We start from the raw sequence: 15,383 nt of genomic DNA on the forward strand, positions 1-15,383 counted from the left end.
AACATTGATGAAAGCTATTCAGTTTAAAGAGTACGGAGGACCAGAAGTGTTAGAATCTGTCCAAGTGGAAGACCCTGCATTAGGGGAAGGCGAGGTAAAAATAAAAGTCACAGCTATTGGAGTTAATTATGCAGATACGGCACGACGAGAAGGTGCATATGTAGTTCCAACGCCTTTACCTTTTATTCCCGGGGCTGAAGTGGCCGGGGTTGTGGAACAAACCGGGAAAGGTGCGGACCAATTCAAAAAAGGAGACCGTGTCGTAACCTTAATTGGTTCAGGAGGATACGCGGAATATGTGGTAACGAAAGAAAGTAATCTTATCCCTGTTCCGGAAGAACTCGATGATGAGAATGCGGTAGCGATCCCGCTTCAGGGGCTGACGGCTTATCATTTGCTGACAACAATGGGGCGTTTGGAAAAAGGTGAAACCGTTCTTATCCACGCTGCAGCCGGAGGAGTTGGCTCACTTGCCGTACAGCTGGCAAAGCACTATGGAGCTGAAGTCATTGCAACAGCCAGTTCTGAAGAAAAGCTGAACCTTGCAAAAGAATTAGGAGCCGATCATACGGTGAACTATACCAATCAGAACTGGCGGGATGAAGTCATGGAGGCAACAGATGGAAGGGGAGTTGATATCGCTCTCGAGATGGCTGGCGGAGACATTTTTCATGAAACCGTTAAGTGCATGAGATCGTTTGGGCGCTTAGTAGTTTATGGCGTAGCAAGTGGAAATCCGCCTCAAATGTATCCATCTGGATTAATGAATAGAAATCTTTCGGTTATTGGCTTTTTTCTTCCTCAAATTATGAAGAAGCCCGTTTTATTTGAAAAAAGCCTGAAAGAATTATTAAAGCTTGTGAACACTGGGGAATTGAAGCTCACAGTTGGAGGGGTTTACAACCTTGATGAAGCCGCTCATGTCCACGAAATTCTCCAAGCTAGAAAAACGAAAGGGAAGCTTGTTTTAAAACCTTAAGTTTATAAATGTCCGGAATCCCGCAGGAGTACAACTCTTGTGGGATTTTATAATCTCTGGGGGAGTCTTACCCAATCCCGCATGATTGGGGGGATATAATATGAAGAAAAAGGAACAATGAAATATAAAATAAGATTATGAAGGATATTTGTAGATAAAGATCGAAATGGAAACATCAGTCTAAATAGGACATTTACTCGTTAATGATAGGAGCTGTTTGAATGTTTACATACAAAATTGATGAAGAAGTCTCATTAAAATTAATAGAACACAAAGATGCCGAAGAGCTTTTTACGTTATCAAATCTGTCCAGAGAGCATCTTCGGGTGTGGCTTCCCTGGATTGACTTCACTCATTCGGCCGAAGATACAAAAAAATTCATCCAGGCAAGTCTTGAAAGGTATGCTCGTAATAACGGATTAACGGTATGTATCCTTTTGAATGGGAATATCGCTGGGGTGGTGGATTTCCATGAAATAGATTGGAGTCATAAAAGAACCAGTATTGGTTACTGGATGGGGACGGAGTACACGGGCCGAGGGTTGCTGACCAGGGCCTGTCGCCACTTGTTCACTTATGCTTTTGAAGATCTCGGACTGAACCGTATTGAAATAAGAGCAGCTGAGGAAAATTTGAAAAGCCGTGCAATACCTGAACGATTAGGGTTTGTTCAGGAAGGAATCATCAGGGACGCCGCGAACATGTACGGCAGCTATGTTAATCACGTGGTTTATGGAATGCTTGCCAAAGACTGGCTGCCTGATAAAAGATAATAATTCCCTTATTTGAGGTGAAATAAAATGGTAGAGCGTAAGCTGAAAGTTGAGAAGGTAAATTACACAAGCCCTGACAAAAAGGAAAGTGAAGATGCCTATATTATTAATCGTGAGGCAGGTATTTACGGAGTCCTGGATGGAGCAACTCCTTTAGATGAATTTCAAGATCAACAAGGTCACAATGGAGCTTATTTAGCCGCTCGAATTTTCAAAGAACATTTTGAAAGTCTTGCTTCTAACGCGGATCTCAGGAAAGAAGTTAGAGAGGCAAATTCAAAATTGTATCAACAAATGCTTGTGCATGGTATCGATGTTTCTGAAGGCTACAAACGCTGGTCGACATGTGTAGCCATTGTCCAAGTAGAGGAATCACACATCAATTACGCGCAATTAGGTGATTCTATGATCGTGGCTGGATACACAAATAAGTCAGCTAAGCTGCTCACTGAGGATACCGTTAAAGGAATTAGTTCAAGAGCAAAATTAAAACGTGCAACCGATCGTGCTAATGGCATCGACGTATTAGATGAAAAATACTATGAAAATAAATGGAATCAATTGCGTTATAATCGTTCGTTGGCCAATCAGCCAGATGGTTATACAGTGGCAAATGGAATGAAAGAAGCGAATCTATATCTTCAAAAGGGCCGGATTTCCACTGAAGATCTAACTGATGTACTGCTCGTTACTGATGGATTATTCCATCCTGACTACGACCTTATGGATTCTTATCAGCAGATAATAACTATTGGTTTAACCCCTTATATTAACGATCTGACAAAAAAACTTGAGGACCGTGAAATGCCGATCGACGACAGGACGGCCGTCCTGATTACTTTTAACTCGTCTTATTCTGAATGATACTTTCCAACATAAACTGAAATAGAAAAATAGTTGGGAGGAAAATATATGCCTTTTTTGCAGCTTAAGGACGGAACCGAGTTGTATTATCAGGATCAGGGGTCTGGCAAGCCATTACTAATGATTCATGGGGTTTGGATGAGCAGCCGTTTCTTTAAAGAACAGGTACCTTTTTTTCAACAAAAATACAGAGTTTGTTACTTTACTTGGATGGTCAATGGGAGCCTTTGTTATTTGGGAGTATCTCCATCAATTTGGTGAGGAAAAGGTGAAAGCTACCGTAATTGTTGATGAACTCGCTTCTGATTTTAAATGGGATGATTTTGAGATCGGAGCTTTTGACCTCCCTGCATTGACAGGAATGATGCGTGAGATCCAAACGAATCAGGAAGGGCTCCTGAGAGGATTTATCCCATTGATGTTCAAGGAAGAAGTTGAAGAGGAAGAATTAGCCTGGATGATAGAAGAGACAACCAAAGTTCCAGCTTCAGTAGCCAGTGCTATTCTATTTGATCAATCCATTATTGACTGTCGTCCTTATCTTCCTTCGATAACTGTTCCAACTTTATTGTGCTTTGGTCGAGAGGAAAAATTGATTCCTTTAGCTGCAGGAGAGCATTTAAAAAATGAAATCCCTAACTCACAGTTAGAGGTCTTTGAATCGAGCTGTCATTGCCCATTCCTCGAAGAATCGGAGCGGTTTAACAAGGTTGTCGATTCATTCATTGCCTCTTCTCATAAATAATTAACGTTAGGGAGGGCGCTCCATCCCTAAAGATGCTATGTAGGTTTTATTTAAAAACGTGAAAGGCGGGGCGTGATGAGGTATCTGTTTGACGTGAACCGATTTGTAGATGAGCGTGCGTTGTCGGTCAGTATAAAAAATAAAGGACTTAATTACGGTTTGGGTTGCTTTGAAGGAATTAGAGGGTTTTGGAACGAAGAACAGCAGCAGTTATTTGTTTTCCGTTTGGAAGATCACTTAAAAAGATTCCATCAATCAGGAAAAAGTTTATTTATTCCGATCCCTTATTCAGTCCCCGATTTAACACAAATCATTCGCAGACTCCTAGTATTGAATCAAGAAATGGCTGATGTCTATATCCGCCCTGTATGCTTTAAAGGTTCAGATACCCTTCGCCCTAATTTGAGTGATCCATATAATCATCTGGGCATTTTTACTACAGTCTTAGACTATAAACCTAAGGAAGCTTTAAAAACATGCATATCCTCTTGGACGAGAATGGGGAGTAATATGATTCCTCCTCAAGTAAAACCAACGGGTGGGTACTTGAACTCCGCTCTTGCGATCAACGAAGCTGAGCTTAATGGGTTTGATGAAGCCATTTTTTTAACGAAGGAAGGAAATATTAGCGAAGGCGCAACAGAAAACATTTTTATCGTACGTGATAATCAAGTGCTTACTCCACCTGTTTCTGACGATATCCTTCCGGGCATTACGAGGGACACGGTATGTACAATTCTCAAGAATGAGTTTGGGATTATTGTTCAAGAGAAAAGCTTCACAAGAGTTGAGGTATATGAAGCGGACGAAGTGTTTTTTACAGGAACGGCTATTGGCATAAAGCCGGTAATTGAAGTGGACCGGCGGGTGATTAGGAACGGCCGTGTGGGCTCACTCACGAAACAGATTCAGGGTATTTATGATCAAATAGTGAGAGGAAAGATGAAAGAGTATCTGGATTACAGTTTCCCAGTTTACTAATGTATAGGTTAATAAGGAATAGACCTTTACCAGCTGTAAGTCTATTCCTTATTAAGTTATTTTACGACCGCCAGCAGAAATCCATCATATCCTTTGCTTCCTACCGTCTGAATCGCTGTTGAATCAATACGTGGTTCATTTGATAGAATATCAAACATGTCACGAATACCCTCAATGTCCGGATCTTGGCTATCCTTTACCACGACTTCTCCATGGCGGACCACATTGTCTACCACAATACAGGCCCCTCGCGCCGATAGATCTATCGCCCACTTAATATAAGAAGGGTTATTTCTTTTGTCTGCATCAATGAATACAAAGTCAAAAGGATCAGTTTCCGTCTCTGCGAGTGAGGGGAAAGTTTCATTTGCTGGGCCGAGGAGGATCTCAACTTTCTCCTTAAGTCCAGCATGTTCTATATTCTTTCTTGCTGCTTGAGCGTGTTTTTCACTTGCTTCCAATGTAACAAGTCGGCCATCTTCAGGAAGAGCACTTGCCAGCCAAATGCTACTGTATCCACCCAGAGTTCCAACCTCAAGAATCCGCTTAGCTCCTTTGATTTTAGCCAGCACGTGAAGCATTTTTCCTTGGGCTGCTGAGACATCAATGGAAGGGAGACCAGCTTCTGAATTAGATTTTAAAACTTCGTTCATCGCGTCCTTCTCTTGAACGAGCTGGCTATTAAAATAGTCATCCACCTCGGTCCAAGTTTTCTGTGTACTCATTAAAAGACCTCCTTAATTTTATTAAAGAAAAGCTCCCGATACTGGAAGACCCTGTTTCGAGATAAATAGGGGCCGTTACATTAGGTGGATAAGGGTTGGTGGGGAAATAACTCGTCTTGTTCCATCACCCAGACACTCGAGACATAAGCCGTTCATCAACGGACGGAAAAACCACCATCCTTTTGATGCTCGGCTTATGCTGGTCGTGTCTTTCGGGGTGATTCCACATTTGAACACTTTCCTATGGGGGAACGGTGAGCTTCCTCGCTCGTTTCACTCCCTGCTGGATCTCACCTAGTCCCTTCTCCCGTTCTTACACTCTGGATAGGAGTAGTCAAAAACCAATGCCTAAACGGCGTGGAGAGCTATCCAGCTCCAGCACCTAGCGTCTAGTGAGACTTCCCTCACTTCTGTACGATAAGGCAACATCGAATCGCTCCGCTCTTCGTGTTTTCTTTATCTCCGCCAGCTCAGTCCAGTCCATACGCCGCTGACCAAGGTGCTTCCGCTTTTAATCTTGGGAGTCTCGCCATTTCCCCACCACCCCAACTATAATGTTGCGAACGTACTTTTCCAGAAGAGATTGGTTCTCCTCCGTAATCTGTATGAAATGCTTTCATGAAGGGCCATGTGGGTCGTTACATCCTAACTACATGGGCTAATACTCCATTATGCAGGTGATGGTTGAAGTGGTTTCGAGCTTCTGATTTAGCCAGGTCCGGAGGGGGATAATGAAGACTCCTGCGGGATGAACATGATCGGTGAGACCCCGGAAAGCGTTAGCTTGAGGAGGCTCAGCACATGCCCGCGGAAAGCGAATTATCCCCCGCAGGACCTTTCTTCTCATAAAAAATCTCAAAACTAAGTCTTACATTAACCGGCCCTATTGTGAAATAACGTGCTTACGAAAAATCAAATAATTTTTGATAGTACCCTTTATCAGAGAAAGCTGCTGATTTTAGATAGTTCAATGTCGGCTTCTTTCAATGCTTTGGTAATATACGCTGCAAATTCTACAGCAGATTCTCCATCACCGTGAATACATATCGTTTGCGGTTCGATTTCAACATCTACATTCTGCAGACTGGTAACTTTATTTTCTTTGATCATACGGATAACCTGTTTTACCGCTGACTGATGATCGGTAATTAAAGAATTGGGATCTCTTCTGGAGGTAAGGCTGCCATCCTGTTGATAGGTACGGTCTGAAAAGACTTCACTTGCCGTTCGCAGTCCGGCGTGGCGGCCGGCTTGAACGAGCTCACTTCCCGCAAGACCAAACAGAATAAGTTCGGGATCTACATCATAAACGGCTTGGGCAATAGCATCAGCCAGCTTTCTATCTTGAGCGGCCATATTAAACAACGCTCCGTGAGGTTTAACGTGCTGTAGATACTGTCCTTCTGCTTTTACAAATCCGTTCAATGCACCCACTTGATAAACGACAAGATCATAAGCTTCCTCAGGAGTGACATCCATCTTTCTGCGTCCAAACCCGGCTAAATCGGGAAAACCGGGATGAGCTCCAATCCCTGTATTATTTTCCGCAGCCAGCTTGACCGTTTTCCTCATGATGGATGGGTCCCCAGCGTGGAAACCACAGGCAATATTAGCAGACGTTACATATTTTAGAATTTCCTCATCTCTGCCTTTTGTATAAGTACCAAAGCTCTCTCCCATGTCACAATTAATATCTACAATAGGCATGTACGTTCCTCCTAACGGTATTTAAATCTAATTCCTTGTGCCAGCTGTTGAATTTGTGTTTCGCGCTCGAGTAATAAATGCTGAGCTTGCTTATGACTAATCTGTTCGAAGCTCACTTGCTCCCCGGGTTTTAATTGGGCGATGCGTGGGAGGTCCACGGTGGCTACTTGACCAATCTTAGGATATCCTCCTGTAGTTTGGCGATCAGCAAGCAGAATAATCGGGTTGCCTTCTGGTGGAACTTGTATGGTGCCAAACGTTACGGCCTCTGAAATCATATCCTTTTGCTTCTTAAGTTCTAATTTACTACCTTGAAGGCGGTAGCCCATTCGGTCTGATTGAGAATCAATTTGGAATCTTTCTTCAAAGAATGAAGATTGGCTATCGTCGGTAAATAGATGGAACTCCCGGCCTTCCATTACTTTAAGTTTGGGCTCACCCTGAATAGGGGCGCTGAATTCAGTAGCCACGAACCAGTCCATAGCCTGATAAGGCTGACTTCCTGCCATATCTTTGAGTTGGTCAAAGGCTTTTCGCGAAGCATTTGATAATTCGCCAAAGTTGATGGTATCTCCTTTATCCAGATCCCGGCCTTGATAACCACCGATTTCTGCTCTCAGGTAAGTGGAGGCACTTCCCATTACAGAAGCTACATCTAAACCTCCTGCGATAGCCAGATAAGCTCTGAACCCTTTTTTGGGATTTCCAAATCTAAGTTCACTTCCTTTTTTGATATATATCGGTCGCCATAGCCCAACGGTCTCTCCATCAATCATAGGTGAGAGGTTTCCGCCGCAGATGGCTATCAGTGCATCTTCCTGGAATTCGAGCACAGGACCTTTAAGTGTTATTTCCATTGTAGGAGTGCGTTGGTCGTTTCCTACAAGCAGATTAGCAATTCGATGGGCTTCTGGATCCATCGCTCCACTCGTAATGACTCCATATTTCTGATATCCATACCGTCCCAGGTCCTGAATGGTAGTCAGCAGACCAGATTTTAGAACTTTCAGCATGATTTCCCCTCCTTAATTGCGAGGTACTCTTTTTCTGAGATGGACGTAAATTTAATTTTATCCCCTGCCTGCAAAAGAGAAGGTGGGTCTTCTTCAGGCTGAAATAACTGCAGGGGAGTCTGCCCAATTAATTGCCACCCTCCCGGTGTAGTAATCGGATAAACTCCTGTTTGGCTTCCGGCAATTCCTACGGATCCTGCAGGTATTTCAAGCCTTGGATCATCTCTTCTGGGAGTGGAAATAGTTTCGTCCATTCCCCCGATATAAGGAAAGCCTGGAGCAAACCCGATCATGTACACAATATAATTTCCGTTCATGTGTCTATTGATAACTTCATCTTCTTTAAGGTCCGTGTACTCGGCTACATAGGATAAATCGGGACCGTATTTCCCTCCATAACATACAGGTATTTCAATCGTCCGAGGTTCAGGTACTTTATCGCGCTTGTTCTGTGTGAGCATTTGTCTTAATTGGTCACACACCCAGTCGTAGGGAAGGGTGTCTGTTTGCTTTATTTGCTGATAGACAAATAGAGGACTGTAAAGAATGGTTATATTGGTAAAGGCTGGTATGTATTCAATCATCCACTCTGGTTGATGTTCTTCTAATAACTTTGATATCGACTGCACTTCTTCATGAATCGTTTGTGAAATCTCATTTCCTAAATCAATGACAACTGCCTGATCTCCAAGAGGTTGAAAATGGTAGTTCATCAGTAAGCCTCCTTAAATAAACTATTCCTTCACCTATCCTATTAAACTATTCCCTTTGAATAGACATTTATTCTTCAAAATTTTAGGTGGTAAAGAAGGTGTTTTCGTTTACAGAAAAGCGGAATGCGGTAAATATAATTATACCATTTGTTAAAAGGAGGGCGTACGATGCCTTGGAATATGAATGATTATCCTAGCTCTTTAAAAAATTTGGATACGCCAGTTAAAAAGAAGGCTATTGATATCGCAAATGCTATGCTCGATGAAGGATATGATGAAGGGAGGGCCATTCCTATTGCAACCGAACAGGCAAAGGAATGGTATGAGAATGCAACCAAAGATGAAATCAACGAAGCGAAGCAGATGGGCGATGATGAATTACAAAGCAGAGATCAGGACGATCAGCAGTATGAAAATCGCCCTGAGTTATTAGATAAAGGAGAGCACGTGGTGCCTCATGAAGATGGTTGGGCTGTACAGGCAGAAGATGCAAAGAAACCATCCAATGTTTACGAAAAAAAAGAAGAAGCTGTTTCCCGTGCTAAAGAGGTAGCGGAGAACAAAGGAACTCAAGTGATTATCCATAAGAAGGATGGAAGCATCCAAGAAAAAACGGATTATTAAAAAAGGTTTAATGCAAGGTTGTAGGGGATATATACCAATTAATACAATATTTAGGAGGTATTGCAATGGCAGATAGTAAAAATCAATCCGAACATGTAGTAGCTCATGAAGATGGCTGGGCTGTGAAGGCAGAAGGTGCCGATCAACCAACGAAGGTTTATGAAAATAAACAGGATGCGATTAACAGAGCAAAAGAAATTGCTCAGAATAAAGGTACAAGTGCAATCATCCATAAGCAGGATGGCACGATCCAGAATCATTATTCTTATTCTGAATAGTAACGCAAGAGTCATACAAGAGTACCCTGCCCAGGGTGCTCTTTTTGTATGAAAATATGGTATGATAGGTAAACGATGATAGAGGGAGGATGAACCATGAACGGACAGAAGCGAAGTGATATTAAGCCTGGTTTAGAGGTAGATATCGTATTAAAGAAAGATCAGAGAAGTGGGAATGTGACTAGAGGGATCGTGAAAGATTTATTGACGAAGTCGCCCTCCCATCCCCATGGAATTAAAGTCCGCCTGGAAGATGGACAGGTCGGCCGTGTAAAGAATATTCATACTTAAACGATATAAAAAACCAGCTCGAAAAAGCAACAGGCTTTCTCAAGCTGGTTTTTTGATACTAGGATTTGGTTTCATCCATATAGCTGCGGAAAGGCATTTCAATTGTGAAGAAATTTCCATCTGCATCACTAGTAGCTTCCAGGACAGTATAGGAGGTTCCGAAAATTCGTTCCATAGCGTGATCTCCATTATCGAAGGGCTCTCGGTCAATGGATAATCCAGATGAGAGAATTTTATGACGGTCTTCTTCAGTAAGGCTGCTGGTTTCTTGCAGTTTAACCATAGGACGGATGATGGTGATGCCGCCTGGTTCTTCAATTTCATCATAATCTATCTCAACGTTAACGAGAGTGTTCGCCTCGCCCAATATTTCTGTTACAATATCCTTCAATTCAGAGAAGTCCATTAAGAAGCGGACTTCTTCTGGTTCTAATCGATTCGTGAATTCAGCCATCTTCGTACCTCCTTCTATTTCTATACGAGTTATATTACCATAAGCCATATATGATAAACCTTTTTAAATTGGAAAAAGCGGACCAGACCGTCGTCTGACCCGCTTTTGTGTTACATCGGAAAAAATAAAGTTTTCTTAAACTTGTTTTTTAAATATTACAAGCGTTGGTTGTTGAATCCCAACCTTTGCCGCGGTTGATTAGTTCTACATGGTAGTTTTATCAACTTAAACGACGCAATCCCTACCTCTATTGCATCCTTACAGCTCCGAAGCTGATCCAGTGTGATTAAGTCGTATCAAAACGTAGCAGAATGCCAGTCTCATACATATCACTCTTTCATTTTCCGAGTTGCCTTATCTAAGGCACTAATTAATTATTATAGTATTCAAGGATACGTTTGTCAATCCGGTGCGTTTTGAATGCAACTACCTATTCGTCATCTTGCAACTTAATTATTGTACGGCCTCTTGTTTCACCTTTAAGAATCTGATGTAATTTTTCCTCAACTTCATCCAAAGAAATAACTACTTTCATACGATTAAACACTTCTTTGGTTTTTAAGTCGTTCGCCATTCGATGCCATACTTTTTTCCGAGTTTCCATTGGACAATAAACGGAATCAATGCCAAGGAGACTAATTCCCCGCAGTATGAAAGGATAAACTTGTGTAGGCACATTAACGCCCGCAGTTAATCCGCTGACTGCAGCTGCTCCATTGTACTGGAGTTTGCTAAGAACTGAAGCTAAAGGTTCGCCGCCGACGGGATCGACAGCAGCAGCCCATTGCTGCTTCGCTAACGCTTTGATTTTGCCATTATAAACATCTTCTCTGGAAAGTACTTTATCAGCACCCAGATCTTTTAAGTATTCGGTATGTTCTTCACTTCCCGTACTCGCATGCACTATATATCCGCGTTTAGCAAGCATTGCTACGGCCATACTTCCTACTCCGCCGGTCGCTCCTGTAACAAGTACCGGACCTTGATCTGGAGTAAGGCCATTTTGCTCAAGGCGATAGACAGATAGTGCAGCAGTGAAACCAGCCGTACCATAAATCATCGACTCTTCAAGTGTTAGACCGTCGGGAAGAGGAACTATCCAATCACCAGGAACGCTGGCATACTGGCTGAACCCGCCATCATGTGATACTCCAATTTCATAACTTGTGGCAATGACTTGATCGCCTTTCTTGAACCGATCATCTCGTGAGCGGACTACTTCACCGGCCAGGTCTATTCCAGGGATAATCGGGTAATCTTTCACAAGGGCGTTATCAGGCTGGGAAACCATACCATCTTTGAAATTCACGCTGGAGTAGTGAACCTTAATCAACACATCACTGGATGGAAGATCTTTGGCTGAAAGATCTTCCAATTTTCCTTTTACTGTGTCTCCGTCTTTATCGATCTTATAGGCTTGAAAAGTTGTCATCTTTACACCTCATTTAATCTTTTTTATCTTTATTTCGAAGATCTTCATCGTATTGTTCTTCTGTCAGAGAATCATTTTTGGACTTTTCGCCTTTTTCCTGTTCTTGTTCTTCTTTCTTAATTTCTTCATTAGGCATGCCATCAATTAATTTCTCTTTTTCTAATTTTTCTTCAAAACTTTGATCTCTTTCTTGCTTACGCTTATCTTGTTCAGCCATAAGGCCACCTCCATTAAATGGGATACACCTGCCTTATTCCTTTTTTAGCCATTTATTAAACTCCTGAAGCCAGCTTATAAACCATGGCTTCTCTTCCAAAAAAAATCATAAAAATAAACTCCATTCCTTAGATCAGGAGGAGTTTACTTATGATTGATTAATTTATTTTTTATGGTTTTAAAAAGGGAAGAGTGCACGATGTAATCGAAAGCTGTGCTGATCACGAGCCCGTGAATAATAACGCCAAGTATAGTAAAAATGACAATGATTGTATAGCCACCGGCCGTTTCAGGTTCAAAGCCGGATCTTCCGAAGAAAGTCAGAGAAAGGATAGCTGTAAACCAGGCATCACTGTAAGAATCCAATTCATTTTCTATCATATTTAAAGGGATGATTAATAGAAAAATGAGTACAAACGTAATGCCAGTCACTAAGAGCAGATGCTGTCTTTTTAAAAATCGGATAAAAGGCAGAGTGTAGTATTTCGTGATCGATTTGAGCCGGAGTAAGTGTAGAATACGCGCTACGCGGGCGAATTGAAAAATAGCATCGAGCGGAATAGCTGCAATTACGATAAATGGATGCTTCTTCACAAATCCCCATTTACTCTCACTTTTATAAAGCCTATAGAGGAAGTCCACGAAAAAAATTCCCCACGTACTCCAGACAATGACGCTATTGTAACCTGTTTCCTGCCATATGGTGGCCACAGAAAGTCCAGCAAGGAGGACCATGAAAATTTCATAGAATGTTTTAGATGGTTTTCGCTTAAAAAACTTCAACTTCCCTGGTCCCCCTTTGAAACTTGTCGAATGATACCCTTAGTATATCACCTGTTAGGGAGAAGGAACACGGCGCACGAACCGGCCACGAATTAGACACTGAAAACTTTGCTGATTATTTTTCAGCTGCTTACTAAACAATTGGGCCGGTTAATGTAAGACTCAGTTTCGAGATAAATTGAGTCCGTTTCCAGAAATTTGATGAGGGTGGCTACGGAAACAACTCGCTTTCCTGCGGGGGAACTGGCAAGCCTCCTCGCTCGTTTCACTCCCTGTGGGGTCTCGCCTAGCTCCTTCTCCCGCGGGAGTCTCGTCGTTTCCTTCGCCACCTTATGAATGAAGAGTGAACGGACATTTCTATAGGCGAAAAGGAAAGTTTGATCCACCTCAAATGCTTATATAACGGGATTCATTCAGCTGGATAAGCTCGTTGTTAAAAATGTCTCTCCATCATAAACCAGAGTTTTTCAAACACAATTTCGAGCTCTAGATATCGCAAAGTCCGGAGGGGAACGGGGAGACTCCTGTGGGATAAACATGATCGGTGAGACCCCGGAAAGCGTTAGCTTGAGGAGGCTCAGCACATGGGATGTTCGACTAAGGTCGCCACGTCCTGTGGCAACGTCGAACGACCCTGCGTCGTGCAGGGCCGGAAAGCGAGTCGTTCCCCGCAGGACCTAACTCTCTCACGAGATATCTCGAAACTGAGTCTTCAACAAACGGGAGCTTATCTGGAAGACTCAATCTAAAAATTTATAGAGTTAGAACTTGATAAGAAGGCAAGACCTTCGGGGGTGATTTGGGTTCCTGAGCGTCCGCGTTTAATCGTTACATATCCACGAGCTTTCAAGTTATCAAGCACTCTTCTGATCTGCTGTTCTGATAATGAAAGGGTACTGTGATCAAGATTTTCATAGATTTTTTTCCGGCTGGCATTGGTGAAAGAATCATTCAAGTCCTTCACTACATTTAAAACTGTTTGATTTAATCTTTCATCCATAACACTTTCTGAGCCAGAGTGTGACTGTACCTTCGGTTTCTGAAAGAACTCCTCACCTGGCAAGTCTGCCATAGTGATAACGGGCTGTTCGGATACGGTAATTAGGTAGGAGATCGTATTCTTTAATTCTCGAATGTTTCCGTACCAGTCATAACGGATCAATTCATTCATTAAAGCAGGATCAAACTGCTGATCTCGTATTTGGTTCTCCTGTAAGAATTGTCTTACCAGAGCAGGTATATCTGCTTTACGTTCCCTTAAAGGAGGGACCGTTAAAAAAAGCACTTTCAGCCGGTGATATAAATCCTCTCTGAATTCTCCCTTATCGATTAAGTCCAATAAATTTTTGTTCGTTGCAGCAATAATTCTTACATTAATGGGGATCGTTTTGGTGCCGCCAATTTTCCGGATCTCCATCTCCTGGATAACCCTCAGCAGTCTTGCTTGCAGTTTTAAGCTAATATCTCCAATCTCATCCAGAAAGATGGTGCCTCCATCCGCCTGTTCGAATAATCCTTTCTTTCCTCCTTTCTTCGCTCCAGTGAAGGAGCCTTCTTCATATCCAAATAATTCACTTTCAAGTAGATCTTCCGGCAGAGCACTGAAATTTACGGCAAGAAAAGGTTCATAGACGCGCGCTGAATGGTGGTGAAGAGCGTGAGCAAATAATTCTTTGCCCGTGCCGCTTTCTCCTTGAATCAATACGGGCAGTTCGGTACTGGCTAATTGCCTGGCTATTTTTTTGGTTTGCTGGATAGAAGGGCTGGTTCCCAGAATATGATCGAAGGAATGTTTAGCAATATATCCTGTCTTCAGGAGTTGTTTACGGGCAGCTTTCTCCATATTGATGGTTTCATCCGTATTTTTAAAAATGAAGATGACATTGTCACTTTCCTCCCATTGCACGCGGTAGATCATCAGGTTATACCCATTGATCGTAAAATACTTGCCCTCCTCCTGGGGATTCGTTAGAAATTGAAGCAGTTTTGTATCTTTGAATAACTGGGGCAGTGTTCTACCGATGGCATGAGTACTTGATAATCCGCTGTACTCTTGAATAAAAGGGTTAAAGACCGTTACTTTCCCGTGGCGGTCAATAGCCATTACTCCGTCATTCACTCCATCTACCACCTGTTGAAGGTGATGGTTCAACAACTCGGTCTGTCGATTCATATCAGCGAGCTTTTTGCTGAGTTCAATTATTTTACCTGTATACCGGCTGGAAATTGTACCGCCCAGCTGCTGCTTCAGTTCAAAATGGTCCAGCACCTCGATTAAGGTAGTGATATCAATTAATCGAACCCCTATATCCATGATCGTCTTAACGGAGGAAGGTGCGAAAGTAATTTCTCCCGGAGTAACAGCCGTTTCAATGTTTTTTTCTATCTTTTTACCGGGATAGTAAGGAGAGTAGGACAGGTGATTCATCCCGATTTTTTTGAGGGTATCAATTGTTTCTTCCGCCATTTGCCGTGTATCGTTCACACAAAGAACAGAAGTTCCTTTTTCAAGTTCAAACAAACGGTCAATATGCTGGTAATTCATCGTCCTGCGTGCCGTCATACATGTAGATGAAGGTGAGACATTAGGAGAGGCTTCTTCTTCAATCAAGTAGGAGGAAAAAATGATAAGGTGGTCATTTAATTGCTCCGGTACATACTCATCGACCGCATAGCTTGTAATTTGAATAAATTCCCCTAATATATCTTCAAGTTGTTCATGCAAAGCCAATTTAGTTTCTGGTGTTCCTGTTATCAGAGTTAAATGATTATTCATGTAAACATTCCTTTTAGTTTGTATTGTTT

Annotated in this window: 16 protein-coding genes and 1 pseudogene; 8 read left to right on the forward strand and 9 right to left on the reverse strand. The window is 42.3% G+C overall.

The features are described 5' to 3' along the window. The first annotated feature begins 7 nt into the window (after window positions 1-7). The 5 genes and pseudogenes from ACTWP7_RS00975 (at window position 8) to ACTWP7_RS00995 (ending at window position 4,342) form a co-directional block, all read left to right on the forward strand. Window positions 8-979, forward strand: a complete 972-nt coding sequence (locus ACTWP7_RS00975) for a quinone oxidoreductase family protein (RefSeq protein WP_443121653.1) — start codon at window positions 8-10, stop codon at window positions 977-979. A gap of 221 nt (window positions 980-1,200) precedes the next feature. Further along, the gene (locus ACTWP7_RS00980) at window positions 1,201-1,752 is read left to right on the forward strand and encodes a GNAT family N-acetyltransferase (protein WP_443121654.1); all 552 of its coding nucleotides are present in this window, start codon (window positions 1,201-1,203) and stop codon (window positions 1,750-1,752) included. A 27-nt stretch (window positions 1,753-1,779) separates the two neighbouring features. Further along, window positions 1,780-2,616 (forward strand): PP2C family serine/threonine-protein phosphatase, encoded by an 837-nt coding sequence (locus ACTWP7_RS00985; protein WP_443121655.1) that lies wholly within the window; start codon window positions 1,780-1,782, stop codon window positions 2,614-2,616. Window positions 2,617-2,664: 48 nt separating this feature from the next. After that, window positions 2,665-3,361: pseudogene (locus ACTWP7_RS00990) on the forward strand (alpha/beta fold hydrolase). Between the two features lie 93 nt (window positions 3,362-3,454). Continuing rightward, the gene (locus ACTWP7_RS00995) at window positions 3,455-4,342 is read left to right on the forward strand and encodes a branched-chain amino acid transaminase (protein WP_443121656.1); all 888 of its coding nucleotides are present in this window, start codon (window positions 3,455-3,457) and stop codon (window positions 4,340-4,342) included. Between the two features lie 56 nt (window positions 4,343-4,398). Here ACTWP7_RS00995 and ACTWP7_RS01000 read toward each other — a convergent pair whose 3' ends face one another. The 4 genes from ACTWP7_RS01000 to pxpB form a co-directional block, all read right to left on the reverse strand. Then, window positions 4,399-5,067, reverse strand: a complete 669-nt coding sequence (locus tag ACTWP7_RS01000; RefSeq protein ID WP_443121657.1) for an O-methyltransferase — start codon at window positions 5,065-5,067, stop codon at window positions 4,399-4,401. Window positions 5,068-6,006: 939 nt separating this feature from the next. Then, entirely contained in the window at window positions 6,007-6,774 is a 768-nt protein-coding gene (locus ACTWP7_RS01005) for a LamB/YcsF family protein (RefSeq protein ID WP_443121658.1), read from the reverse strand. Window positions 6,775-6,785: 11 nt separating this feature from the next. Further along, entirely contained in the window at window positions 6,786-7,787 is a 1,002-nt protein-coding gene (locus ACTWP7_RS01010) for a biotin-dependent carboxyltransferase family protein (RefSeq protein WP_443121659.1), read from the reverse strand. Next, on the reverse strand, window positions 7,781-8,500 hold the full coding sequence (gene pxpB, locus ACTWP7_RS01015; protein ID WP_443121660.1) for a 5-oxoprolinase subunit PxpB: 720 nt from the start codon (window positions 8,498-8,500) through the stop codon (window positions 7,781-7,783). The genes ACTWP7_RS01010 and pxpB overlap by 7 nt, the downstream gene beginning before the upstream one ends. Before the next feature lie 168 nt (window positions 8,501-8,668). Between pxpB and ACTWP7_RS01020 the strand changes: the two genes are divergently transcribed. The 3 genes from ACTWP7_RS01020 to ACTWP7_RS01030 all read left to right on the forward strand — a co-directional run bounded on the left by ACTWP7_RS01020 (window position 8,669) and on the right by ACTWP7_RS01030 (window position 9,693). Then, window positions 8,669-9,124, forward strand: a complete 456-nt coding sequence (locus ACTWP7_RS01020; RefSeq protein WP_443121661.1) for a DUF2188 domain-containing protein — start codon at window positions 8,669-8,671, stop codon at window positions 9,122-9,124. Between the two features lie 65 nt (window positions 9,125-9,189). Continuing rightward, entirely contained in the window at window positions 9,190-9,402 is a 213-nt protein-coding gene (locus ACTWP7_RS01025; RefSeq protein ID WP_422167841.1) for a DUF2188 domain-containing protein, read from the forward strand. A 96-nt stretch (window positions 9,403-9,498) separates the two neighbouring features. Then, window positions 9,499-9,693 carry a YwbE family protein gene (locus ACTWP7_RS01030; protein ID WP_014642086.1) on the forward strand — a complete coding sequence of 65 codons (195 nt, stop codon included), beginning with the start codon at window positions 9,499-9,501 and terminating at the stop codon, window positions 9,691-9,693. Window positions 9,694-9,751: 58 nt separating this feature from the next. On the opposite strand, the gene ACTWP7_RS01035 is transcribed toward ACTWP7_RS01030, so the two are convergent. From ACTWP7_RS01035 to ACTWP7_RS01055, 5 genes are all read right to left on the reverse strand, one after another. Next, complete coding sequence (locus tag ACTWP7_RS01035) at window positions 9,752-10,147, reverse strand: hypothetical protein (protein WP_041601192.1); 396 nt, start codon at window positions 10,145-10,147, stop codon at window positions 9,752-9,754. Between the two features lie 430 nt (window positions 10,148-10,577). Further along, window positions 10,578-11,579, reverse strand: coding sequence for an NADPH:quinone oxidoreductase family protein (locus ACTWP7_RS01040; protein ID WP_443121662.1), 1,002 nt, complete (start codon window positions 11,577-11,579; stop codon window positions 10,578-10,580). Window positions 11,580-11,592: 13 nt separating this feature from the next. Then, complete coding sequence (locus ACTWP7_RS01045) at window positions 11,593-11,796, reverse strand: hypothetical protein (protein ID WP_443121663.1); 204 nt, start codon at window positions 11,794-11,796, stop codon at window positions 11,593-11,595. A gap of 143 nt (window positions 11,797-11,939) precedes the next feature. Beyond that, complete coding sequence (locus ACTWP7_RS01050; protein ID WP_443121664.1) at window positions 11,940-12,578, reverse strand: hypothetical protein; 639 nt, start codon at window positions 12,576-12,578, stop codon at window positions 11,940-11,942. 745 nt (window positions 12,579-13,323) lie between these two features. Next, on the reverse strand, window positions 13,324-15,354 hold the full coding sequence (locus tag ACTWP7_RS01055; protein WP_443121665.1) for a sigma-54 interaction domain-containing protein: 2,031 nt from the start codon (window positions 15,352-15,354) through the stop codon (window positions 13,324-13,326). Window positions 15,355-15,383 lie beyond the last annotated feature (29 nt).

It is taken from the genome of Halobacillus sp. B29, assembly GCF_052246755.1.
Taxonomy (GTDB): domain Bacteria; phylum Bacillota; class Bacilli; order Bacillales; family Halobacillaceae; genus Halobacillus; species Halobacillus halophilus.